Source organism: Acidobacteriota bacterium (assembly GCA_016716435.1).
In the GTDB taxonomy this organism is placed as follows: Bacteria; Acidobacteriota; Blastocatellia; order Pyrinomonadales; family Pyrinomonadaceae; genus OLB17.
Genome location: JADJWI010000003.1, coordinates 692032 through 715093, shown reverse-complemented (window position 1 = coordinate 715093; position 23062 = coordinate 692032). Strand labels below are relative to the sequence as shown.

The 23062-nt window shown below is 56.4% G+C and carries 17 protein-coding genes; 15 read left to right on the top strand and 2 right to left on the bottom strand.

The annotated features are described in order from the left end of the window. Positions 1 to 241: 241 nt before the first annotated feature. Positions 242 to 3574, top strand: a complete 3333-nt coding sequence (locus IPM21_06680; GenBank protein ID MBK9163593.1) for a VCBS repeat-containing protein — start codon at positions 242 to 244, stop codon at positions 3572 to 3574. A 168-nt stretch (positions 3575 to 3742) separates the two neighbouring features. Here IPM21_06680 and IPM21_06675 read toward each other — a convergent pair whose 3' ends face one another. Beyond that, complete coding sequence (locus IPM21_06675) at positions 3743 to 5521, bottom strand: SLC13 family permease (protein ID MBK9163592.1); 1779 nt, start codon at positions 5519 to 5521, stop codon at positions 3743 to 3745. A 100-nt stretch (positions 5522 to 5621) separates the two neighbouring features. Here IPM21_06675 and IPM21_06670 point away from each other — a divergent pair, with 100 nt between their 5' ends. The 10 genes from IPM21_06670 (at position 5622) to IPM21_06625 (ending at position 17022) form a co-directional block, all read left to right on the top strand. Next, the gene (locus IPM21_06670) at positions 5622 to 6524 is read left to right on the top strand and encodes a pirin family protein (GenBank protein MBK9163591.1); all 903 of its coding nucleotides are present in this window, start codon (positions 5622 to 5624) and stop codon (positions 6522 to 6524) included. Positions 6525 to 7072: 548 nt separating this feature from the next. Further along, a complete protein-coding gene (locus IPM21_06665; protein ID MBK9163590.1) occupies positions 7073 to 7507 on the top strand; it encodes a hypothetical protein in 435 nt (144 codons plus the stop codon). Between the two features lie 20 nt (positions 7508 to 7527). Continuing rightward, positions 7528 to 8613, top strand: a complete 1086-nt coding sequence (locus tag IPM21_06660) for an RHS repeat-associated core domain-containing protein (GenBank protein MBK9163589.1) — start codon at positions 7528 to 7530, stop codon at positions 8611 to 8613. Between the two features lie 285 nt (positions 8614 to 8898). Continuing rightward, positions 8899 to 9702, top strand: a complete 804-nt coding sequence (locus IPM21_06655; GenBank protein ID MBK9163588.1) for an RHS repeat-associated core domain-containing protein — start codon at positions 8899 to 8901, stop codon at positions 9700 to 9702. Next, the gene (locus tag IPM21_06650) at positions 9680 to 10351 is read left to right on the top strand and encodes a hypothetical protein (protein MBK9163587.1); all 672 of its coding nucleotides are present in this window, start codon (positions 9680 to 9682) and stop codon (positions 10349 to 10351) included. The genes IPM21_06655 and IPM21_06650 overlap by 23 nt, the downstream gene beginning before the upstream one ends. A gap of 806 nt (positions 10352 to 11157) precedes the next feature. Next, entirely contained in the window at positions 11158 to 12777 is a 1620-nt protein-coding gene (gene guaA / locus IPM21_06645; GenBank protein MBK9163586.1) for a glutamine-hydrolyzing GMP synthase, read from the top strand. A gap of 30 nt (positions 12778 to 12807) precedes the next feature. Continuing rightward, positions 12808 to 13548 carry an ATP-binding cassette domain-containing protein gene (locus IPM21_06640; GenBank protein MBK9163585.1) on the top strand — a complete coding sequence of 247 codons (741 nt, stop codon included), beginning with the start codon at positions 12808 to 12810 and terminating at the stop codon, positions 13546 to 13548. After that, a complete protein-coding gene (locus tag IPM21_06635) occupies positions 13545 to 15098 on the top strand; it encodes an ABC transporter permease/substrate-binding protein (GenBank protein MBK9163584.1) in 1554 nt (517 codons plus the stop codon). The genes IPM21_06640 and IPM21_06635 overlap by 4 nt, the downstream gene beginning before the upstream one ends. Before the next feature lie 364 nt (positions 15099 to 15462). After that, complete coding sequence (locus tag IPM21_06630; GenBank protein MBK9163583.1) at positions 15463 to 16647, top strand: DEAD/DEAH box helicase; 1185 nt, start codon at positions 15463 to 15465, stop codon at positions 16645 to 16647. A 21-nt stretch (positions 16648 to 16668) separates the two neighbouring features. Next, the gene (locus tag IPM21_06625) at positions 16669 to 17022 is read left to right on the top strand and encodes a hypothetical protein (GenBank protein ID MBK9163582.1); all 354 of its coding nucleotides are present in this window, start codon (positions 16669 to 16671) and stop codon (positions 17020 to 17022) included. Between the two features lie 68 nt (positions 17023 to 17090). On the opposite strand, the gene IPM21_06620 is transcribed toward IPM21_06625, so the two are convergent. Next, positions 17091 to 17441: a hypothetical protein gene (locus IPM21_06620; protein ID MBK9163581.1), complete on the bottom strand. Its 351-nt coding sequence runs from the start codon at positions 17439 to 17441 to the stop codon at positions 17091 to 17093. A 308-nt stretch (positions 17442 to 17749) separates the two neighbouring features. On the opposite strand from IPM21_06620, the gene IPM21_06615 reads away from it, so the two are divergent. The 4 genes from IPM21_06615 to IPM21_06600 are packed head-to-tail and all read left to right on the top strand — an operon-like array spanning position 17750 to position 23054. After that, a complete protein-coding gene (locus tag IPM21_06615) occupies positions 17750 to 18406 on the top strand; it encodes a TetR/AcrR family transcriptional regulator (GenBank protein MBK9163580.1) in 657 nt (218 codons plus the stop codon). Positions 18407 to 18449: 43 nt separating this feature from the next. Beyond that, positions 18450 to 19793, top strand: a complete 1344-nt coding sequence (locus IPM21_06610) for an efflux RND transporter periplasmic adaptor subunit (protein MBK9163579.1) — start codon at positions 18450 to 18452, stop codon at positions 19791 to 19793. Between the two features lie 52 nt (positions 19794 to 19845). Next, entirely contained in the window at positions 19846 to 21171 is a 1326-nt protein-coding gene (locus IPM21_06605; protein ID MBK9163578.1) for an efflux RND transporter permease subunit, read from the top strand. Further along, complete coding sequence (locus tag IPM21_06600) at positions 21096 to 23054, top strand: efflux RND transporter permease subunit (GenBank protein ID MBK9163577.1); 1959 nt, start codon at positions 21096 to 21098, stop codon at positions 23052 to 23054. Before IPM21_06605 ends, IPM21_06600 begins: the two co-directional genes overlap by 76 nt. Positions 23055 to 23062 lie beyond the last annotated feature (8 nt).

Sequence of the window (23062 nt, the reverse complement as noted above, 5' to 3'; positions counted from 1 at the left end):
TGCGCATTGAAGTGTTTCTTGCGGCCTGTTAAGGCGCGTTTAGCGTCCCGGCCGCACGTGCGCCATTTTTCCGTCGCCATTTGGGAAATTTCGGGGCCGATGCTCCGTTTTTCAAAACTCTGACGCGTAATGAATCGGGAGACTCATGGACAATCGTCGAACCTGAGGTTTGTTATTGATCTTTCTGAGTACGAGGTAAGAGAAAGCGACCCGTCCAAAAGAAGAAAAAAGGAATAAAGCAATGAGAAAATTATTGGTCAATGGTTTTGCAGTCATTTTTGTTGCACTCGCCCTCGCGGCAGTGGGCAGTATCACTACCAAAGGGCAAACGGCGTCGGATGGTTTCATGCCTACGCTAAATGGCACTACATTCGGCGTACTGCATGCCCAGGGGCGATGGACCTATGCGTACGGAACTTTCGGGACCGTCAATGGTACTCCGCGAAACTACTTGGCCCGATTTCAGAACAGCGGTGCCCTGGATATGGGTTACAACCCCGCAGCGAATGGATTTATCCAGGACATGATCGTTGATGGCGACAATATGATCGTGGTCGGATCATTCACTACGATCGGCGGCGCGGCAAGTTCCGGCCTGGCAAGGCTGAATATAAATGGAGTGAATGACGGCTCGATCACCACGACGATCGGTGGCGGCGCAGGCTCGCTTGCCCGCCAGCCCGATGGAAAGATACTAGTTGGCGGCCATTTCACAACCGTAGGCGGGACCTCGCGTTCATATCTCGTCCGGCTCAATCCGAATGGCACGGTCGATACCTCTTTCAATCCGAATCTGAATCAAGCTGTTTTTGGCATCACGGTATTGTCCACCGGAAAGATACTTATCAAAGGACAGTTCACCGAAGTTGATGGACAACCGCGTCCGAACTTTGCCCGCTTGAATGCCGATGGATCGCTCGATACCGGCTTTATGGCAAACCAGCAACTGAAGGGCGCGAACTGGCACACCTTTGCCGCCGCAGAACAAACGGACGGAAAGATCGTGGTTGTCGGGCGCTTTACGCGAATCGGCGATCCGAATGTTGTCCGTAACCGAGTCGCCCGGTTGCTCCCAAATGGTGACGGGGATGCTTCGTTCAATGCGAATCTAGACGAATACGCCACCGATGTGAAGATCCAGCCTGACGGAAAGCTGATCGTTGCCGGATATTTCAACAACGCCAACGGAGTTCAGCGGGGCGGCCTGGTGAGGCTTAATATGGATGGCTCACTTGACACCTCCTTCGCCGGGAACACTACCGTCGCCGGAACGGGAGGCACTTTTGGGATCTCACAGATCGCGCTTTTGGATAGTGGGGCGATGTTCGCCGCAGGCAGCTTCACCCAAATAAACGGAACGACCGGCTACACGAACCTTGCCAGGCTCTATCCCGACGGCACTGTAGATGTGGATACAAACGTTGGATTTGCGAGCACACCCGCAGTCGCTCTAGTTTCCCTTCCGAACGGAAAAACACTTGCAGGCGGGTCGTTCACAACCATCGGGGGAGTAACCCGGAGAGGAATGGCGAGGCTCAATTGGAACGGAACAGTTGATCCGACATTTGCGGATCCGAACATGAACGGTTGGACCTATTCTCTGGCGGTCCAAAAGGACGGGAAATATATTGCGGGCGGCGATTTCTCGACCGTCGGCGGCACTTCGCGAGAGAGGTTGGCCCGAATCAATCCGAATGGCACCCTCGATACTTCATTCACACCGACATTCAGTGCGAATGCCTGGGTCAGTGAGGTTGTTGTTCAGGATGACGGAAAGATCCTTATCGTCGGCTCGTTCACTTCGGTCAACGGCACGGCACGCCCGAATATTGCCCGGCTCAACGCGAATGGCACGCTCGATACAGCATTTGCGCCATCGGCCAATTCCCCGGTCCTTGCCGCCGCGGTCGCCGCAGACGGGAAGATCGTGATCGGCGGGTACTTCACCACCGTTAACGGGACGGCCCGCACGGGCATTGCCCGGCTAAATGCCAATGGAACGCTCGACACGTCGTTTACCACATCACTCGGCGGAAATATTGAGCCCTACGCACATAGGATCATTTTCGACCGTTTTGGCAAGATACTTATTGGTGGCGCCTTTGGTACCGTAAATTCAGTAACAAGGACGTATATCGCCCGCCTGAACGGCGATGGCTCGCTCGATTCGGGCTTTGTTCCTCCAACGCTGGACAGCATTGTGTTTTCAATATACGTCGATCTGAATCGACGGGTGTTCGTCGCCGGTCGATGGTCGACCGTGAATTCAATACCTAGGACGGGCGTAATCGAACTTGGCGACAACGGGGCGTTCGCTAACCAGTTTGCCAGTTCCGGTGCGAACGATGTCCTCGCAACGACGCTCCGCAGTGACGGCAAGATGCTCTTCAGCGGCTACTTTACTTCAGTAAGCGGAGCCTCCCGCGCTCAGTTTGCCGCTGTCCGAACGGGGCATGGAACTGGAGTTCGAAGCTTCTTGACCGTGAATCCGGACTCGATCATCTGGAATCGCGGCTCATCTGAGATCGAAGTGAACCGGGTTGTTTTCGAGCATTCGACCGATGGTGTGAATTACACCTATCTCGGGGAAGGCGTTAGGCAGCTTTATAGTGATTGGGCCATTTCAGTTCCCGATGCAAACCGTACCGGATACATCAGGGCACGTGGGATAAATGGAGACTTCTCATTCCATCGCTCGATGTATGAGGTCGTGCGGTACGGTGTGAAGCCGGTTGGCAGCCGTGCTCCTTTTGACCTCGACGGCGACGGAAAAACGGACATTTCTGTGTTCAGGCCGGGGCCGGGCCAGTGGTGGTATCTCCGCTCTTCGGATGGCGGGAACCGGGCGTTTGCCTTTGGTTCTAGTACAGACACGGTCGTGCCTGCCGATTTTACGGGCGACGGGAAAGCGGACCCAGCCTTTTGGCGGCCCTCGACCGGCGAGTGGTTTGTTCTGAGAAGCGAGGATTCGACGTTCTTCGGGTTTCCGTTCGGGGCGACCGGAGATATCCCTTCGCCAGCGGATTTTGACGGTGATGGCCGGGCGGATGCGGCTGTGTTCAGGCCGTCGACATCGACGTGGTTCGTGAGAAGGTCATCAGATGGCCAGGTGACGATCACGCCGTTCGGGGTCGCGGGCGACAAGCCTGTTCCGGCCGATTATGACGGCGACGGTAAGACGGACATCGCCGTCTTTCGTCCGGGCTCAGGGCAGTGGTGGTATTTGCGAAGCTCGGACGGAGCGAATCGGGCCTTTGCCTTCGGCACTTCGACTGACTTGGCCGTACCGGGCGACTACACCGGCGACGGCAAGGCGGACATCGCTTATTTCAGGCCATCGACCGGTGAGTGGTATGTGCTGCGGTCCGAGGACTCGAGCTTCTATGCATTTCCCTGGGGAGCGAGCGGAGATCTTCCGGCACCGGGCGACTACGATGGTGATGGCAAGTTAGATGCGGCCGTCTTTCGCCCCTCGAGCTCGACATGGTTCATAAACCGGTCCACACAAGGGACGCTTATCGCCCCCTTTGGTACAACCGGCGACCGGCCCGTGCCGAATGCGTTCGTGAGATAGCCGAGGACGCTCTCAGCGATCTTCCTGAAAACTCTGTGGCCTCTGCGGCGGATCATACCCACCGCAGAGGCCGCAGCTCGCTTGCAGGGCGGATCTCGCGATGCGAAGGTCGCAATAGCGACGGTGAAGCTAAGTTACCTGAAACAGACAGGCGGAGTCTTGAGGCCACTAGTTAAATGGCCAGATGATGGGGATGAAGATGGTCGCGACGATCCAGAACATTACGTTGAGCGGAGTTCCGACCTTGATGAAGTCGATGAATTTGTATTGGCCGGGGCCGTAGATCATCGTGTTGGTCTGGTAGCCGACCGGTGTCATAAAGCTGGCCGAGGCGGCGAAGGTTATCGCCATCAGAAAAGGCGTCGGGTCGCCACCGAGCGATTTCGCTGTAACGATCGCGATCGGGGCAAGCAGGGCGGCGGTCGCGTTGTTTGACATCGTCTCGGTCAGGCTCGAGGTCAGCAGGTAAAATGCCGAGACGAGTGCGATCGGCCCCCAACCGCCGACGTATTTCAGCATATTCGCAGAGATCAGCGCCGCCGCACCGGATTGCTCAAGCGCGACGCCAAGCGAAAGCACACCCGCGAGCAGAAAGATGATCTTCCAGTCGATCGCCTCATAAGCCTCCTCGATCGAGATACAGCGGACGAGCACAAGCCCGACCGCCCCGAGGATCGCCGAAACGACGATCGGCGCCAGTTCGAAGGTCGCCGAAAGAACCACGGCTGCAACTATCGCCACCGCAAAGAGCGCTTTATCTCGCCGGAATTCGGTCGTCTCCATCTCGGAGGTGATGATGAACTCACCGCTCCGGCGAAAATTCGCGATCCGCGTCTTTTCTATCTCGATCAGCAGAACGTCGCCCGCACTCAGTTCCGTATCGGAAAGCTTTTCGCGGAGCACGCGGCCCTTACTTCGGATGGCGAGCACGGTCGCGCTGAACCTGCTCCGAAAGCCTGAGAGCTGCAGCGTGCTCCCGATCAGGTCCGAGGTCGGAAGCAAAACTGCCTCGATCAGGCGGTAATCGTCGTTTGATAGGCTATCGTCGCCCCACTTCGTTTGTGCCTTAAATTGCACGCCCTCGTGTTCCTGGAGCGTACGTATCTGGTCGATATCGCAGCGAACAAGCAGAACGTCGCCCTGCTTCAAGATCGTGTCCGGCCCGGGTATCTGAAAGAACGAGCCTTCGCGCTCGATCTTGAGGATCGTCAGCTCCATGTCCTTGACGAGCGGAGCGTCGCGGATCTTTTTCCCGGCCGAGATCGAGCCTTCCATAAGGACTATCTCGGTCAAGTAGTCGCTCATCGAGAATTCGTCCATCAGGTCGCCGCTGCCGCGCCGCTCCGGGATCATCCGGATGCCAAAGATCAGCAGATAAAGCGTACCGAGCACGAAAAAGATGATGCCGAGCGGCGTAAACTCAAACATCGAAAAAGGCCGTAGGCCGTTTGCCTCGGCGATCGAGCTTACGAGGATATTGGTCGAGGTGCCGATCAGCGTGCAGACGCCGCCGAACATCGAGGCGAACGAGACGGGGATCAGTATCTTTGAGGCCGAGATGTCGTTCTCGCGGGCGACGGCCAGCAGTATCGGCAAGAAAATGGCGACGACTGGCGTGTTGTTGATAAATGCCGAAAGCACGCCGACGATCAGCATCACGGTGATGATCCCGACCCAAAAGCCGCTCTTGAAAACACGCGTCGTGATGTCGGCGAGAAAGCTGACCGCGCCGGACTTAAAAAGCCCCGCACTCAAGACGAACATCGCCCCGACCGTCAGCGTTGCCGCGTTACTAAAACCTGCAAGGCCCTGCTCGGGCGAGATGATCCCGCTCAGCAGCAAAATACCCATCACCACAAGCGCGACCACATCGACGCGGAGCTTCTCCGTTACGAAAAGCAAGACCGCCAGAACGAGCACGGCAAGAACGATGAGGATTTCGAACATAAGTATCAGACGGGCCGGAACGTCCGTCTATAATAAGCGCTTAGGTCGGCTTAGACAATTGCATTTGATGCTCGGCGGCGAGTTGTGCAAAATTCTTAAAATGATCGAGAACATCATCCCGGCCCGCGAGGCGAGCATCGGCTCGATGGACGTCCGTCGCGTTCTGCCCTTCCGCGAGCGGCGAACCGTCGGCCCGTTCATCTTTGTCGATGACTTCGGCCCGGTCGAGGTGGTCAGCGGCACGGCGATGGACGTGCTCCCGCATCCGCACATCGGGCTTGCGACGGTGACCTATCTTTTCAGCGGCCGGATGAAGCACCGCGACAGCCTCGGCTCGGTGCAGGTGATCGAACCCGGTGCGGTCAATTGGATGACGGCAGGCCGCGGCATCGTCCACTCCGAGCGCGTTTCCGACGCCGGAAACGAAACGGGCAGCGGGCTCTTCGGCCTGCAAACGTGGGTCGCATTGCCGCAGCGGCTTGAGGATTGCGAGCCCGACTTTCGCCACACCGGCCGCGAAGAGCTTCCGGAAACCGAGGGCGAGGGGACTAGGCTCCGCGTGATTCTCGGGAGCGGCTTTGGCCTGCGGTCGCCGGTCGAAACCCACGGCGAGCCCTTCTACGCCGAGGCGGAGCTCGCGGCGGGGCGGACGCTCGCCATCCCACGCGAGATCGAAGAACGGTCGGTATATCTTCTAAAAGGGCGGCTCACCGCGGACGGCCGCGAGATAGAACCGGGCACGATGGCCGTCTTCCGCGAGGGCGTCGAGGCCGAGGTGCGCGCCGCCGAACATTCGCGGTTCATGATAATCGGCGGCGCCAGGCTCGACGGCAAGCGCCACATCTGGTGGAACTTCGTCTCCTCAAGCCGCGAAGCCATCGAGGATGCAAAGCTCCGCTGGCACCGCCAAGAATTCCCCGAGATCCCCAACGAATCCGGCCGCATCCCGCTCCCCGAAAAAAGCTTCCGAACCCCACCGCCCGCATCAGAGGCCCGCGCGTAAGCAAGGGCTTTCCTTAGCGAAGAGTGGCGAGTGATGAGAGGAGAATCTGGAATCTGGAATTTGGAATCCATAACCTGCAATGCGTAAGCCCGCACCTCAGTAAGGGCGGTTCATCCGACTTAATTTTCACCCGTCCCTTAACCGCAAAGGCGGAAACCCGACCCGTAGGGAGGGTGTCACACTGATCAAACAGAACTCGAACCGAACATTCACCCAACCAAGCCCACCCGCAAAACCCGACCGATTTTTCTTGCCCCCAACAACCTCCTCCTTCTATCATCGAGTAATGACCGGCGAAGGACCGATCCACCCTACTTTCGATACAGTTTGTTCCCGCCACGCAAAGGGATGTCGCGGCTGAAGATCTCAAAGATACGGAACCGGGCGGGATTTGGAAACGAATTCAGGCTGCCAAATGATGATCTACTACGGTGGAAGGTGTGGAGTTTCGCCATGGCCACTTGGTCGGGGCGCATGGGGAGGGGTGAAGGCTCTTGGGGATGGCCTGCCTAGTTCTGATCCTCTTCTTCGTCAATTGTGGGAGCTGTATGTTTAGAAGCGTTCTTATCGGTGTCTTGGGCTTCATTTTAAGCGGTATGCTTTTGGGCTTCGCAGGATGGTTGTTTTTTAACTTCTCTGGCGAGCGTGAGCTATTGCAGGCTCTCCACGCCGGCACCATCTCAAAAGAAGAATTTGCGGAAGCTTTTTTCGATGGAGCCGTTCGCAAGAGTCTCGTCACTGAGATTCTGGCATTACCGTTAGTAGCTATAATCACTGGCGGCTTCATTGGATTGTTGGCCCGGGAACGAGTATGGCTGCCAACTCTGGTGGGAATTTTCCCGGTTCTCTTTTTCGTTCTGGAGATAAGTGTTAAAGGAATGGTACTTTCGGCAATTTATTCACTTCTTGCCATTGCGTTTGCGACGGTAACTTACCGTTGGCGTTTAACAAAGTTCACCGATTCCGGAGAATCCGCAACCTAGGGAACCCGCAGAGTTTGTGTATGTTTAATGACGCTCTCGGCCGGCGGGTGCAGACCTACGGCGGACCGGCGGGTTCGGTCAAGTTCACCTACGACGGGCTTGATGTCGTTCGGGACGATTCATCCGTCTCGGGCATCACCGTATACCAGAACGGCCCGGGGATCGACAATAAACTGCAAAGCAAGGCCGGAACTGCGGTAAACTATTTTCTGGCAGATCATCTCGGCTCGACGAACGGGCTGGCGGACGCGACGGGTTCTTTGACAGCACAGACGGGCTACGATGCATTTGGGAACGCAACGAACCCCGCTTTCCCGACGCGGTACCAATTCACCGGCAGAGAATTCGATTCGTTCACCGGCCTGCAGTTCTCCCGTGCCCGCTTCTACGACCCCAGGCTCGGCCGCTTCATCTCCGAAGACCCCATCGGCTTCGCCGGCGGCGACATTAACCTTTACGGATACGTTTGGAACAATCCGTTGCAGTTTGTTGATCCCCTAGGCCGAAACGGATGGCGAAACTGGGTTGCGTGGGCCAATGAGAGAAATTGGCGGGCCGAACAAGCAATGCTAGAGTCACTCGAAGGACCGATATACTTTGCTGTTGGCTTTGGCGACTCCGCAAGCCTAGGACTCACGACTTACTTTCGTAGGTGGCAAGGTATCGAAAATGTCAATTGGAACTGCTCTGTTACCTACCAAGCTGGCGGCTGGGCGGCTGTAGCAACAACGACAGCGACGGGGGGACTTGGCCTATATCGCGGTGGACTATCGCTTGCGACCCGGGCTTCTGGTTCGCGGGTTTTTTGGTCCGGAGATCCAAGTGCGATGAAAGCAGCAGCCGATTTTGCGCGAGCGAATGGAGGGAGCACACTCGAAATGACCCTCGGTGGACGGGGAATGACTGCTGCTAATGCGGGGTTACCAAGGTGGGCATCAAACCCTCTTTGGCGAGACCTGTCCGCAAGTTTTGCGCGTGGAACGCGTGGCTCGGCAGACGCGTTTCTTTATTCAGGCGGCGTTCGGCCGACAAGCATCTGGTTACGAACTGAAATGCCAATACTTTTGCGTAACGGCGTCCAAATAACACTACACACTGTTCCTTGAGCTTCAAAAATGATTACGCTGGAAAAACTAAAGCTATTCGTTTATTACCGCGGAGACTTAGATATGTGGTCGAGGACCGGGAAAGAGTACGAGCGGAAATTCATGGCGTCAAGCGACTGGCACTTGATCGATTTACTATTGCAGGATGCGAATGTGATTGCTCGAGGGCTGGGATCTAAAGAGCGGACTGCGATAGCTTGGGACCGATTGAGGCAAAATTGCGAAAGTGAAGAAGTGATCGAAGAAATTTTTCGAGTGTCGGAATCAGGTATTTGATCGGGTTCTTTGACAGCACAGACGGGATACGATTCCTTTGGCAATGCGACGAATCCTTCCTTCCCAACTCGGCACCAATTCACCGGCAGAGAATTCGACTCGTTCACCGGACTCCAATTCTCCCGTGCCCGCTTCTACGACCCCCGCCTCGGCCGCTTCATCTCCGAAGACCCGATCGGCTTTCGCGGCGGCGACGTAAATCTTTACGGTTACGTCGGCAACCGGCCGCTCGCTCTCCGAGACCCGACTGGGCAAATCCCTTTGTTAGCGCCGGTAATTATTGGCGGAGGTATTTTGATCCTAGCATCACCAAGCTATGTGAACGCGCCTGGCCCAAACGATCCGGTTTTCGATTCGCGGAATGATCTGGTGGCTAATGGAGTAATGGGCTCCACGCTCGGCCTTGGTCTACGTGTGGCGGGTGGAGCGATCTTATCAAGATTCTGCCAGATCGGTAAACCAACTAACGTTACGGTCCCAGTTCAAACAGCTACCGATCTCGTACCTGAATTTCGACCTTTCACTTATAGAAATTTTCGACATAATCTGAGCCAGCAAACCGGCCAACTCCCACCAAACTCGCACGCGCACCATGTATTCCCAGATGAATTCGCCGACGATTTCGCAAGAGCTGGACTGAATCACAATGATCCTTCGTTCGGCGCTTGGTGGCAAAGCGGCAGCCACCTTCGTTATGCTGCTCAGTATAACCGGGAATGGCGGAACTTTCTCGCAACGGACCCAAGTCGGGACGATATTATTAACTTCGGAAGAGCGATAATGACAAGATATGGTATCTCAGTCGACTTCTAGCCTCTCAAAGGGCACACCGCCTTTTTGGGTTTTTCATACGAGGCTTTCGCCAAAAGCTGCTCGGGTTGAATTGAAGCGCTCAGGTACCCGCGAGGAGTGCGGTCTTGAGATTCCGGATCCACGTAAACTCTTGCGAGGGGAATTTGACTCGATACCGATGCCGGTTGAATTTGTACAACGATCTGGGAACGTTTTCGGAGATGTACTTGATACAAGCTCGGCGATACTTTTTCTGATCTCAGATCGTTTTGTTAATGCGTTAGAAAGCGAGGGGCTTTCAGGTTGGGGGCGGTTCAATGTAGAAATAACGAAGAAGAATGGTGAACACGTCAGCGGCTATCACGGCCTCTACGTAACTGGAAGAAGCGGGCCGATCGATCTTTCGAATAGCATCCGCGTGAAAAAGCGTGTTGTAAATGATGGCCCGATTAGCAACTACTACCTCGGATTGAATGTTCGACCCGATCAATGGGACGGTTCTGACTTTTTCTTGCCACAGGGGCACTTTGGGATTTTCATTAGCCAGCGTGCCGCTGAAGCTCTCAGCAATGGGAAGTTCTCTAACTTGTTCCTGCAAGACTCTACGAAAATTGAGATCGACGAAGTCGCTGCACAAGTTATAAATCGACGTTCTAATGCCTTTTCATGAAAGTCGGCGAGCGGTATCGCCTAATTTGTACTTGCTTTGAAATACAGTGATCCGTTTCTTTGCACGATTCCTTGGATTTTATAGTACGTTTACAGAAAGGGACGAAGGTGTTTGCTACGACAATATCGATCGGCTGACTTCGGTTCGGATGCGGTGAACGGGAACGAGAGCAATGCCTTCGCTTACGCGCAGGCTTCTTCATTCGTGCTCTCCCTCACGGCCGGGCCTCCGACTCGGGCCAACTAAAGCTGGAACTCCGAACGGCCGGCTGAAGCCGGGACTCAAAACTTCGAAACTCTGCAACTTCGCAACTCTCCAGAACTTTCATTTCATCCATATCTTCCATATCTCACGGACCCTCATTCGTTGTGGTTTCACGACCTAAGAAAATGGTTAACAGCAAAGGAGGGGATTCCTCGCCGTCTCCGCGCGAATGGAATTTATCAACGCAGAGATCGCAGGGACCGCAATGGCTTTTCGGCAGTGATCGGGTGTTTTAAGCGATTAGCTGTTAGCCATAAGCCGGAATAGAGGAACAATGACCGATGGTCAAGAGCAAGAAGCCAGAAGTCAGAAGTCAGAATTCAGAATTCAGAATGCGAAGATGCAAATGCCCAAGACCCAAAACCAAAGCCCAAAGCCCCAAGACCGGCCCGCGCGTTCCAGGCGTTTCACGCGTTTCAGGCGATTCATCTGTTTCATCCGTTTCATCCGTTTCATCCGTTTCAACCGTTTCAACCGTTTCAGAAACATATGGCCTCTGCAAAAAATGAAACGCGACCGGAGGGCGAGATATGAGTTTTGGAATGGCCGAGGGCACCTTTTCTGACAATCGCGAGTTTCCGCGTATAATCGGCATTTACCCAAAAGGAGCTTACCGCTTGCAGCACGAACTTATTGTTATCCTCGATTTTGGCTCGCAGTATACGCAGCTTATCGCGCGCCGCGTCCGCGAGCAGGGCGTTTATTGCGAGATACATCCCTTTCATCTGGCTGCCGAGGCGATCGCCGCGAAGCGGCCGAAGGGCGTCATCCTTTCGGGCGGGCCTTCGAGCGTGACGGACGAGGACGCGCCGCGGGTCGAAGACGGCTTTTTTGACCGGATCGCGGCTCCGATCCTCGGCATCTGCTACGGAATGCAGCTCGCCGCCATCGACCTCGGCGGGCGAAGCGAACCGGCCGCTCGCCGCGAATATGGCCACGCAAAGCTCAAGGTGCTGAGCGGTTCAACGCGGCTCTTTAACGAGCTGCCGTTCGAGCTCGACGTTTGGATGAGCCACGGTGACCACGTTACCGAGATCCCGCCCGGCTTTCACAAGACAGCGACGACCGGCGACGTCATCACGGCGATGGAATCCGACGAACGCGGCATCTACTGCGTGCAGTTTCACCCGGAGGTCTCGCACACGCCGCTCGGCAAGGAAGTGCTTCGCAATTTCCTCTTCAACATCTGCGGCTGCACCGGCGATTGGACCCCGGCGAGCTTTACCAAAGTAGAGATCGAGCGGATCCGTGAGACTGTCGGCCCGGACGACCGCGTCGTCTGCGGGCTCTCGGGTGGAGTCGATTCGACCGTTGCGGCGGCCCTCGTTCATGAGGCGATCGGCGACCGGCAGACATGCATTTTCGTCAACAACGGCCTGCTCCGCTATCGCGAATTTGAGGACACGCTAAAGGCCTATGAGGAAAATCTGCAGCTCAATGTGATCGGCGTTGATGCCTCGGCGGATTTCTACTCGGTGCTCGCGGGCATCAGCGACCCCGAGCAGAAACGCAAGGCGATCGGCGGCAAGTTCATCGACATTTTCGACGCCGAGGCGAACAAGATCGGCGATGTGAAGTGGCTCGTCCAGGGAACGCTCTACCCGGACGTGATCGAATCCGTCAGCCTTCGCGGGGCTTCGGTTACGATCAAGACGCACCACAACGTCGGCGGCCTGCCCGAGAAGATGAACCTCAAGCTGATCGAGCCGCTTCGGGAGCTTTTTAAGGATGAGGTCCGAAACATCGGCCGCGACCTCGGCATTCCGGAGATGATCCTAGAACGCCATCCGTTTCCCGGCCCGGGCCTCGGCGTCCGCATCCTCGGCGATATCACGCCCGAGAATGTCGAGCTACTGCAAAAGGCGGACAAGATCTTTATCGAGGAGCTGCACAACTTCGGGCTCTATCGCGAGGTCTGGCAGGCATTCGCGGTGCTGCTGCCGATCCAGTCGGTCGGCGTGATGGGCGACTTCCGCACCTACGAGAAGACTGTCGCGCTCCGCGCCGTTACCTCGACCGACGGGATGACCGCCGATTGGGCACGGCTCCCGCACGACTTTCTCGCCGCCGTCTCATCGCGAATAACCAGCGAGGTCCGCGGCATAAACCGCGTCGTCTATGACATCTCATCAAAACCGCCAAGCACGATCGAGTGGGAGTAGGTCCGCGACGCGGTCAAGGGATCCAATAATGTGAATGAAAGCAGTTCCATCGTCATTTTTAACGCCGTCAGTTACGAGATCGCGGGCGTGCGGATACTCGCCGAGATCGATCTCGCGGTCGCCCGCGGCGAGACACTTGTCCTGCTGGGCGAATCGGGTTGCGGAAAAACAACCACGCTGAAGCTGATCAACCGCCTGATCGAGCCGACCGAGGGCGAGGTTTTGGTAAATGGCCGCTCAACTCTCGCGGTCGATGCGGTCGAGCTTCGCCGCGGCATAGGCTACGTGCTGCAAGAAGGCGGTTTGTTTCCGCATATGACCGCCGCAGAGAATGTCGGGCTTCCCTTGCGGCTTGCAGGCCGCGACGCGGTCTCGATCGGAGCCCGGGTTGATGAAATGCTCACTCTCGTCGGGCTCGAGCCCGGGCGTTTTGCCGGCCGCTTCCCGCACGAACTTTCCGGCGGCCAGCGGCAGCGTCTCGGCGTTGCCCGGGCCCTTGCCTCCGATCCTGAAATTCTGTTGCTTGATGAGCCTTTCGGAGCTCTCGACGCCCTGACCCGAGCCGCACTTCAGCAGGAATTTGCGCGCATTGTCCGTGAACTTGGCAAGACCGCCGTTTTCGTTACACACGACCTTCACGAAGCGATGCTTCTCGGTTCTCGGATCGCTTTGATGGACAAGGGCTGTGTCGTTTTTCTCGGGACGCCGAATGAGTTTTCCGCATCCCCGCTGCCGCTTGCGAGGGCATATCTTGACACCGTTGCACTATGAGCTTTACCGATTTCATCACGGCAAATTGGCGGGAGCTGATAATGCTGACCCGCGAGCACATCGTTATTGTGATGCTCTCGACCGCGTTCGCCGTCGCGCTCGGATTGCCGCTCGGCGTTTTGCTGATGCGTGTCCGCTCGCTGCAGGTGCCGGTGCTTGGGTTTGCCAATGTGATGCAGACGGTGCCAAGCCTTGCTCTTTTTGGCCTTTTGATACCGCTGCCATTCATCGGCGGCATCGGTGCGCGGACGGCCGTTATCGCGCTTGCTCTTTACGCTCTATTGCCGGTGATTCGCAATACGGTGACGGGCATTCTCGGCATCGACTCCAAGATCCGCGAGGCCGCCGTCGCGATGGGAATGACCGACTCAGCGCGTCTTCGGCTCGTTGAGCTTCCGCTTGCGGCTCCGGTGATCCTGACCGGCATACGCGTCGCTGTCGTCATATCGGTCGGTGTCGCAACGGTCGCCGCCGCGGTTGGTGCGGGCGGTTTGGGCACTTATATCTTCCGCGGGCTTCGGCAAAATGATAACAATCTCCTGATCGCCGGTGCTGTCGCCTCGGCACTGCTCGCGTTGCTCTTCGACCTCGCACTCGGTCAGATAGAGCGGTCCTTCGCAATCGGTGAGAGGACACAGCGGACCCGCCGCCGGATCGTTGGCCTGGGAATTGTTGGAGCGTTGGCAGTTGTCGCTATCATCGGCGGTTTCGGGGGCTTTCAGTCCGCGGCAATCCGATCGGGCGAACTGCCCGCGAACGGTGAACTGATCGTCGTCGGATCAAAGGACTTCACCGAATCGATCATCCTCGCCGAGATACTTGCTCAAATGCTCGAGGCTGAAGGCTTTTCGGTCGAGCGGCAGTTCGAGCTCGGCGGAAACCTCCCGCACGATTCACTGCTCGCCAATGCGATCGACGTTTATCCCGAATATACCGGCACCGCCTTTACCGCCATTTTGAAACGCGAGCCGATCACCGACCCGCAAGAGGTTTACCGACAAACGGCCGGGGCATACGAAAGGGACCTCGGACTTATGCTGAGCCCGCCGCTCGGCTTTGCCAATGACTTTGCGATCCTGATCCGCGGCGACGTCGCTCGCGAGAAAGGTCTCGTTACGATCTCTGACGCCGTTCCCGTTTCCCGCGATTGGCAGGCCGGCTTTGGCCAGGACTTTATGTCGCGTGCCGATGGTTACAGTGGTTTTGCCCGGGCATACGGTTTTGCTTTTGCCCGGCAGCCGCGTGAAATGGACCTTTCGCTGACCTATCGTGCGCTTGCGGCTGGCGAGCTCGATATCATTGCCGGCAACTCGACCGATGGGCTGATATCGGCTTTGGACCTCTTTCAACTTGTGGACGACCGGCGGTTCTTTCCACCGTATGAAGCGGTTTTTATTGCACGAAAAGACAAAGCCGAGGTGCTTCGTCCAGCCTTCGAAAGGCTCCGGAATGCCATCTCGACCGAGGAGATGCGGATGTTGAATCTTGAGGTCGATGGCAATAAGCGGCAACCGCGGGAAGTGGCCGCCGAATGGCTGCGTGTTAATTAGCTTGCTTTTTCCCATTAATTAATGTAATTTCATAGTTTGATAATTCCTTCTCTCTTTTGTCGACGGTAATCCGTCCTTCGTTGTGAAGGCTGGAAAGGATATTGCGGGAGTTGGTTCGTTAGATAGAGTCAGAAGTTGTGCGGTGCGTCCGTACGCTCTCGCGTTGGTCATTCGCTGCAACCGTTACACCGAAAGTTTCAACCCACCGTAAGAAAGCTTCTTTACCAAACTTGGATCTGTTGCCCTGAGGATCGAATGGAAATATTCGCATCCGGGGCCGAAGGGGTCGCGTTTATGCGCTCCGGCGGACATTGTAGTTCCGCACGCTCGGATCCTGGTTTTCGATAGAGAGAAATAAAATTAAATGAGTTTTGTAGAACTAGGCTTGCGCGCCGATATTGCGGCGAAGTGCGAGCAAATTGGCTATACTGAGCCTACACCCATTCAGAAACAGGCCATCCCGATAATACTTCGGGGCGGCGACGTCATCGGAACAGCACAGACCGGAACCGGCAAAACCGCCGCGTTTCTTCTCCCGATCCTTCAACGGTTCGATAAAAAGGCCAGCCGCGGACTCCGCGTCCTTGTCCTTGCTCCGACCCGTGAGCTTGCCAACCAGATCGAGGTCGAATGCCGTAAGTTTGCCCCGAAGGGCATCACCTGTGCCGCCATTATCGGCGGTGCCGGTTACGGTAGACAGATCCAGTCGCTTGAACGCGGCGTCAATATTCTTATCGCCACGCCAGGCCGCCTGCTCGATTTTATGGAGCAGGGCATGGTCAACTTCAGCGGGCTGACAACGCTCGTGCTTGACGAAGCCGACCGGATGCTCGATATGGGCTTCCTCCCGGCCATCAAGCGGATCGTAAAAGCCGTGCCGAAGGATCGGCAAACGCTTTTCTTCTCGGCAACTATGTCGCCTGAGATGGAAGCAATTGCGATGCAGATCGTCCGCGACCCCGAGTTCATCTCGGTTGGTTCCCGCGGAAAGGCCGCTCACACCATTGAGCAGTTTGCATATCCGGTCGCACAGCAGCATAAAATGCCGCTTCTTCTCGAGCTTCTTTCAAAGGAATCGTTTGAACGCGTGCTTGTCTTTACCCGCACAAAGCGTGGAGCCGACAGGCTCGCGACCGTGCTTGAGAGATGGGACCACCGCTCGAACCGCATCCACGGCGACCGTTCGCAGTCGCAGCGTGAAGCGGCACTCAAGTCGTTCAAGTCCGGGCGGACGAACATCCTCGTCGCGACCGACGTTGCCGCACGCGGCATCGATATCGACTCGGTCTCGCATGTCATCAATTACGACATTCCCGAGGTTCCGGAGGATTACGTCCACCGTATCGGCCGAACCGGCCGTGCTGGCAACCTTGGCCGTGCGATCACGCTTGTGACCGCTGCGGATGAGATGTCGATGCGTGCCATCGAAAGGCTTACGGGCCAAGCGGTCGAACGCGTTCACCTGCCAAACTTCGGCGGTGAGGCGGTCAGGGCCGCGGCACCCGCAAAGAGCTACCGAACCTTTGGGCGAGGACGTCGAAGAAGGTAAAATAGAAGGTCGGAAAAAGTTATGATAAAAGCAGTAAAATACGAAGTCGGACAGGAAACGGAAATGCTCTGCTCGGATTGCGACAACGATACGATGCATGAAGTGGTCAGTGTTACAAAGCTTGGCAAAATAACCAAAGCATCTTGCACCGGCTGCGGCACAGAGAGCACCTTCGTTCGCGGGGTGAAGACCGCCGTTTCGGGCGGACGCAAAACATCCGCTGCTCCGTATGACCGCAATCGAAAGTACCGCAAGGGTCAGGCTATGATCCACGATACATTCGGCCGCGGCGAGGTCACCGCCGTGCACGAAAGTCAGAAGATCGACGTGCTTTTCGGCGATACGACCAGAAAGCTGATCCATAGCCAACAATAAGAAAAAAAGGCCGCCCGGATTTTTAACCAGGCGGCCTTTTTCTTTTTTCGAACCCTCAAAACTCTCGGCTACTTTCGCTTTAGCAGCCAGCCGACGACCAATCCGACCGCACCCGCGATAAGAAGAGCCTGTCCAGGCTTCTGGCGTGCAAAGTCCTTCGCATCTTCCAAGATCTCCTTCGGATCCTTGTTCTGCAATTCCTTGAACTTATCGCCTGCGTACTGAAAGCTTTCGGTCGCATAATCCTTCGCTCGCGAAGCTGCGTCCTGAAACTTCTGTCCGTATTCCTGTGCCTGCATCTTCAATTCTCCCAAATACTCATCGTCTCCGGCCGCGGCCGTGCCGTCCGTGCCTATGTGAACGAGCCCCTGCTCGAGTTCCTTTTCCGCTTTCTTTGTTTCGGCCTCAAATTCCGTCATTTTTCGTCTTCCTCCTTGATGATGTTTGAATCTCGCAGCAAAATACGCACGAAACCCATTTTCACCGAACGCCGAGTGTGATGAACCGTTTGTCTTTAAGGTTGTTACGATTTTTTGACGGAATTTGTTCCGAACGTGATACGTTTCGCTGCCCAGCAACGCGTTATTTGGAAAGCGATCCGGCCAAAAGCCGGAACCGAACATTGAAAATTTCGTTCAACAGGCTTGACAGAAATATTCCGGAATTGCGATTCTAGCTTTTCGCAAGTAAGTAAGGACTTACTTAAGTTTTTGTTAACGGAGAGATTTTGCAAAAGATCCTGGAAAATTGCGACCACAAAAGCCGCATGAGCGGCGACGAGCGGCGGGACCAGATCCTGCACACCGCGATGGAACTTTTCTCGCGGCGAGGCTTCAGCGGTACGACGACGAAAATGATCGCCGAGGCTTCGGGCGTTTCAGAAGCGATGGTCTTTCGCCACTTTGCTACCAAGGATGAGCTTTACGGAGCGATCATTTTTCATCAGGCATGCGGCGCAGGTGAGGGCGAGGGCTTCCCTTGGGAGCAGTGCCCGGAATTGATGGAAGCATGGAAGAACGGCGATGACTTCGCGTTCTTTTACAACATGGCCCGGATGGCGATGACAAAGCACCGGGAAGACGTTGCATTCATGCGACTGCTGATGTACTCGGCACTCGAAGAGCACGAACTCGCTGACCGATTTTTCAGCGAGTTCGTGTCCTCAGGCTACGACTTTATCGGCGGCTACATCGAACGTCGGCAGAAAGAAGGAGCATTTCGCGAGGTTAATCCGCGGATCGTTGTTAGGGCATTCATGGGAATGCTGATCCATCATTCATTAAACGACATTTTGTGGGATCGAAAGCGGGCGCTTTTGGACGCCGATAATGAGGAAGTGGCCCGCGAGTTCGCAAATATTTTGATAGACGGTATCAGAAACTAGATTTTTTGAGGCAGGAGCAATAGCTGATCCTGCAAGAGGCTATATGCAAAGAAATGGTTCTATCATTCCGGCAATTCTTGCTGCCGCGATCGGGCTGACAGCAACCGGATGCGGTTCCGGTTCAGACGCGGCTTCCGCGTCGAACGCGAACGCGAACGCGCAGGCGGAATCGGTCGAGGTAACGACGGCCAAAGCCGTGATCCAGGCGATTCCCTCTTATATCGAGGCGACCGGTAACCTGACCAGCGACGCGAACTCGGACGTCGCTGCGGCCATTCCTGGTAAGGTTGTCGAGGTCAATTTCGACATCGGGAGCTACGTAAACCAAGGCGATGTGCTCATTCGTCTCGACGCCCGCGACGCGCAAATCAGGCTTGACCAAGCACGAGCACAACTAGAACAGCAGCGTCGTGCCGTTCAGCAGGCCGATGCGAACGTCGAGCAAGCGATCGCCAGTCTTCGCCAGACTCAGGCACGGCTCGGCGTCTCGGACGGCGAGACCTTTCAGATCAAGGACTTCTCACAGGTAAAATCCGTTACCGCCAATCTACAACTCGCCGAGACGGAACTCCGCAGGGCCGAGCGTTTGCTTGAGACCGGCGATATTTCGCGTGCGATCTACGACCAGCGAAAGGCTCAACGTGATGCATTGCTCGGCCAACTCGACGAGGCCCGCTCGAACGCCGCTGTCGCGATCCGTGCGATCAACACTGCTCAATCCGCGGTTGAAAGTGCCCGGGCGGCTGCCAATAGTGCCCGGGCCGGAGTCGGCGCGGTCGAGGCTCAGGTGCGGCAGGCGGAAAAGGCCGTCGCCGACAATACCGTTCGTGCACCGATCAGCGGCTTCGTCGCCGAACGATCCATCGAGGTCGGCGAATACATCTCGCCGAATGTGCCCAATTCAAAGATCGCCACGATAATGCGGACCTCGACGCTCCGGCTTCGCATCGACATCCCCGAACAGAACGTCGGCCGCGTCTCGAGCGGGCAGGGCGTCTCGCTTCAGACCTCGGCCTATCCGGACCGAAGCTTTGCCGGACGCATCGTCCGCATCTCGCCGGGGCTTAACCAACAGGCGAGAACGCTGACGGTCGAGGCCGAAGTGCAAAATGTTGACGGGCTCTTGAAGCCCGGCCAGTTCGCGACGGTCCGCATCACTCAAGCGACTCCCGAACCTGCGGTGATGATTCCCGCTGCGGCAGTGCGTGCCGACGGCGACATCAACCGCGTTTACGTTATCCGCGACGGTGCCGCCCGCGAACAGATGGTCCAGCTTGGACTGCTCGAGGGCAACATGATCCAGATCAAGAGCGGAGTTGTCGAAGGCGAGACGGTTGCGACCAGCAATCTGAATCTCTTGACCGACGGAATTTTTGTAAGGCAATAGCCTTGGACTGACGGCCCGGTCGTGTTCAGCCGGGCAGACGAGTAGCGTTCATATGCAGTGGTTAGCAGAAGTTTGTGTTAAGCGGCCGGTTTTTGCCACGATGCTTATTCTTTCGCTCGTGGTGGTCGGAATGTTTTCGTTCTTCAGCCTTGGGGTTGACCTTTTTCCGAAGATCGACTTCCCGACCCTTACGATCACCGTCGTAAACCCCGGTGCCTCGCCCGAGGAGATCGAGACCGAGATCACGGAACTCGTTGAGGAATCCGTAAACACCATCAGCGGCATCGATGAACTTCGTTCGTCGTCGATCGAAGGCATCTCGCGCGTCTTCGTTCAATTTGTACTTGAAAAGGACGTTGAGGTCGCCTTTAACGAGGTACAGCAGAAGGTCCAGAACGTCATTCCGCGACTTCCGACCACGGCCGAGCAACCGACCGTACTCAAGCTCGATACCGACGCCGCCCCGATCCTCCGAGTCACGCTGAGCGGCAACGACTCGGTTCGCGACGTTACCGAGGTTGCGAAAAAGAGCATCAAGGAACGCATCGAATCGATCAGCGGCGTCGGCCAGGTAACGCTCGTTGGCGGGCAGGAACGCCAGATCAATGTTTGGATCGATCCGGACAAGATGCGGTCCTACAACATCACGCCGGCCGAGGTGACGAATGCCCTTCGCATCCAGAACATTGAGTTTCCGAGCGGCCGGCTTGACGAAGGACAGACCGAAACAAGCATCCGAACGCTCGGGAAGGTACAGCGGGCCGAGGACTTTAACGAGGTCGTTGTCGCGGCCCGTGGCGAGTATTCGGTCAAGGTCAAAGATATTGGCTATGTCGAGGACGGAGCCGAGGAACTTCGCTCCGAATCGCGGCTTAACGGGCGGCCTGCCGTAACCCTCATCGTCGCAAAGCAGTCCGGCCAAAACACCGTCGCCGTTGCCCGCGAGATAAAGGAGCGGCTTGCGGAGATAGAACAAGGCCTTCCGCAGGGTTACGAGATGCGGATCATCGGCGACAACTCGATCTTTATCGAGAACGCCGTCTCAGCTCTCACCGAACACCTCATCCTCGGCTCGGTCTTCGCCTGTATCGTCATTTTCTTTTTCCTCTGGAGTTTCCGCTCGACCTTTATCGCGTCGCTCGCCATTCCGACCTCGATCATTGCGACGTTCGGCCTGATGCTCGCGATGGGCTATACGCTCAATTCGATCACGATGCTTGCGCTCACGCTGATGGTCGGCATCGTCGTTGACGACGCGATCATCGTGCTTGAGAACATCTATCGCTTTGTCGAAGAAAAGGAATGGACCCCTTTGAGGCGGCGATCGAGGGCACCCGAGATATCGGGCTCGCCGTGCTTGCGACCACACTCTCGCTAATGGCGGTCTTTGTTCCGATCGGCTTTATGCAGGGCATCGTCGGCCGTTTTATGTCGAGCTTTGGCCTGACGTCGTCCTTCGCAGTGGGCGTCTCGCTGATCGTTTCATTCTCGCTGACGCCGATGCTTGCCGCACGGCTGATCAAGCGTAAGCACGTCAAGAAAAAGCGTGACGAGGCGTTTCTTGCAGATGTTAAGGTCGAAGGCTCACTAGGCAAAAATACCGAACCTAAGGAAGAGCACAGCTCAAAGGAATCACGCTGGTTTTCATGGATCCTCGATCGTTATACGGGCTTGCTGCGATTTGCGATGGGCCATCGCTGGCTTATCGTAACGCTGTGCGTGCTGGTCTTTGTCTCGATCTTCCCACTCTTTTACTTCGTCGGGAAAAACTTTCTCCCCGTCGATGACCAATCGCAGTTTGAGATCTCGTTCCGTGCCCCGGAAGGCTACAGCCTCGGTGCGACTTCGCTGGCAATGGAGCGGATCGCTTCGGAAATACGGCAAATGCCGGGCGTTACCGATACGCTTTCAACTGCCGGCGGCGGACAGGATCAGGTCGTAAACAGCGGCTCGATCTACGTTAAGTTGAGCGACATCGGTGACCGGGAGAGATCGCAGGAAGACCTGATGAGCGCGACGCGCGACCTGCTCGGGAAGTATCCCGATCTCCGCACCGGAGTACAGCAGGTGCAGGCGTTCTCGGGCGGCGGGTTCCGCAACGCGAACGTCCAGTTCCTGATCGCCGGGCCAGATCTGAAGAAGCTAGAGGAATACTCGGCACTGATCCTTGAGCGGATGCGGAGCGTTCCCGATGCGGTTGATGTTGATTCGACGCTGATCTCCGGCAAACCCGAGGTGCAGCTTGAGATCAACCGCCAATTGGCGGCCGACCTCGGCGTCCGCATCGGCGATATCTCGCAGGCGCTTAACACGCTCGTCGCCGGGCAAGACGCGACGACCTTTAACATCGGGACGGACCAGTACGACGTAGTTGTCCGCTCGGTCCAGAAATACCGGACCGATATCGAAGGGCTCTCGCGAATGATCGTGCCCTCGTCCAAGGTCGGATGGGTAACGCTCGACCGCTTAGTAACTCCAAGAGAAGGTACCGGCCCGAGCTCGATCGAACGCACGAACCGCCAACGACAGGTCACAATGCTTGCCAATACGCGGCCGGGCGGCTCGGCGACGAGCATCACCTCGGCCATTGACCAGTACGTCCGCGAGCTCAATCTCCCCGCTGCCTACACGACCGGCTACGTCGGCCAATCAAAGGAAATGGGTAAGGCCGGTTTCTACTTCCTGCTCGCGTTCGTTCTTTCGTTCGTTTTTATGTACATCGTGCTGGCAGCTCAGTTCGAATCGTTCATCCATCCGGTGACGATCCTGCTGACGCTACCGCTGGCGGTGCCGTTCGGTATTCTGAGCCTTCTGATAGCCGGCCAAACGGTGAACATTTTCTCCGGCCTCGGCCTTCTGTTGCTGTTCGGTATCGTCAAGAAAAATGCGATCCTCCAGATCGACCACACGAACAATTTGCGGGCCGCGGGAATGAGCCGCTATGACGCGATCATTCAGGCGAACCGCGACCGGCTACGGCCGATCCTGATGACGACGCTCGCGCTCGTCGCGGGCATGATCCCGCTCGTGTTTTCGACCGGTGCAGGTTCAGGCACGAACCGCTCGATCGGCGTGCTCGTTGTCGGCGGCCAGACGCTGTGTTTGTTGCTTACGCTTCTTGCGGTGCCGGTCTTTTATTCGATATTTGACGACCTTGCCGAGCTACATATATTCCAACGGGTCGGCCGTTTCTCCGAGTGGCTCTTCGGCGGTTTTCGTCGTCGCATTGCCGGAGCGACGAGTTCAATAATGGGCAAGTAATGATGCTC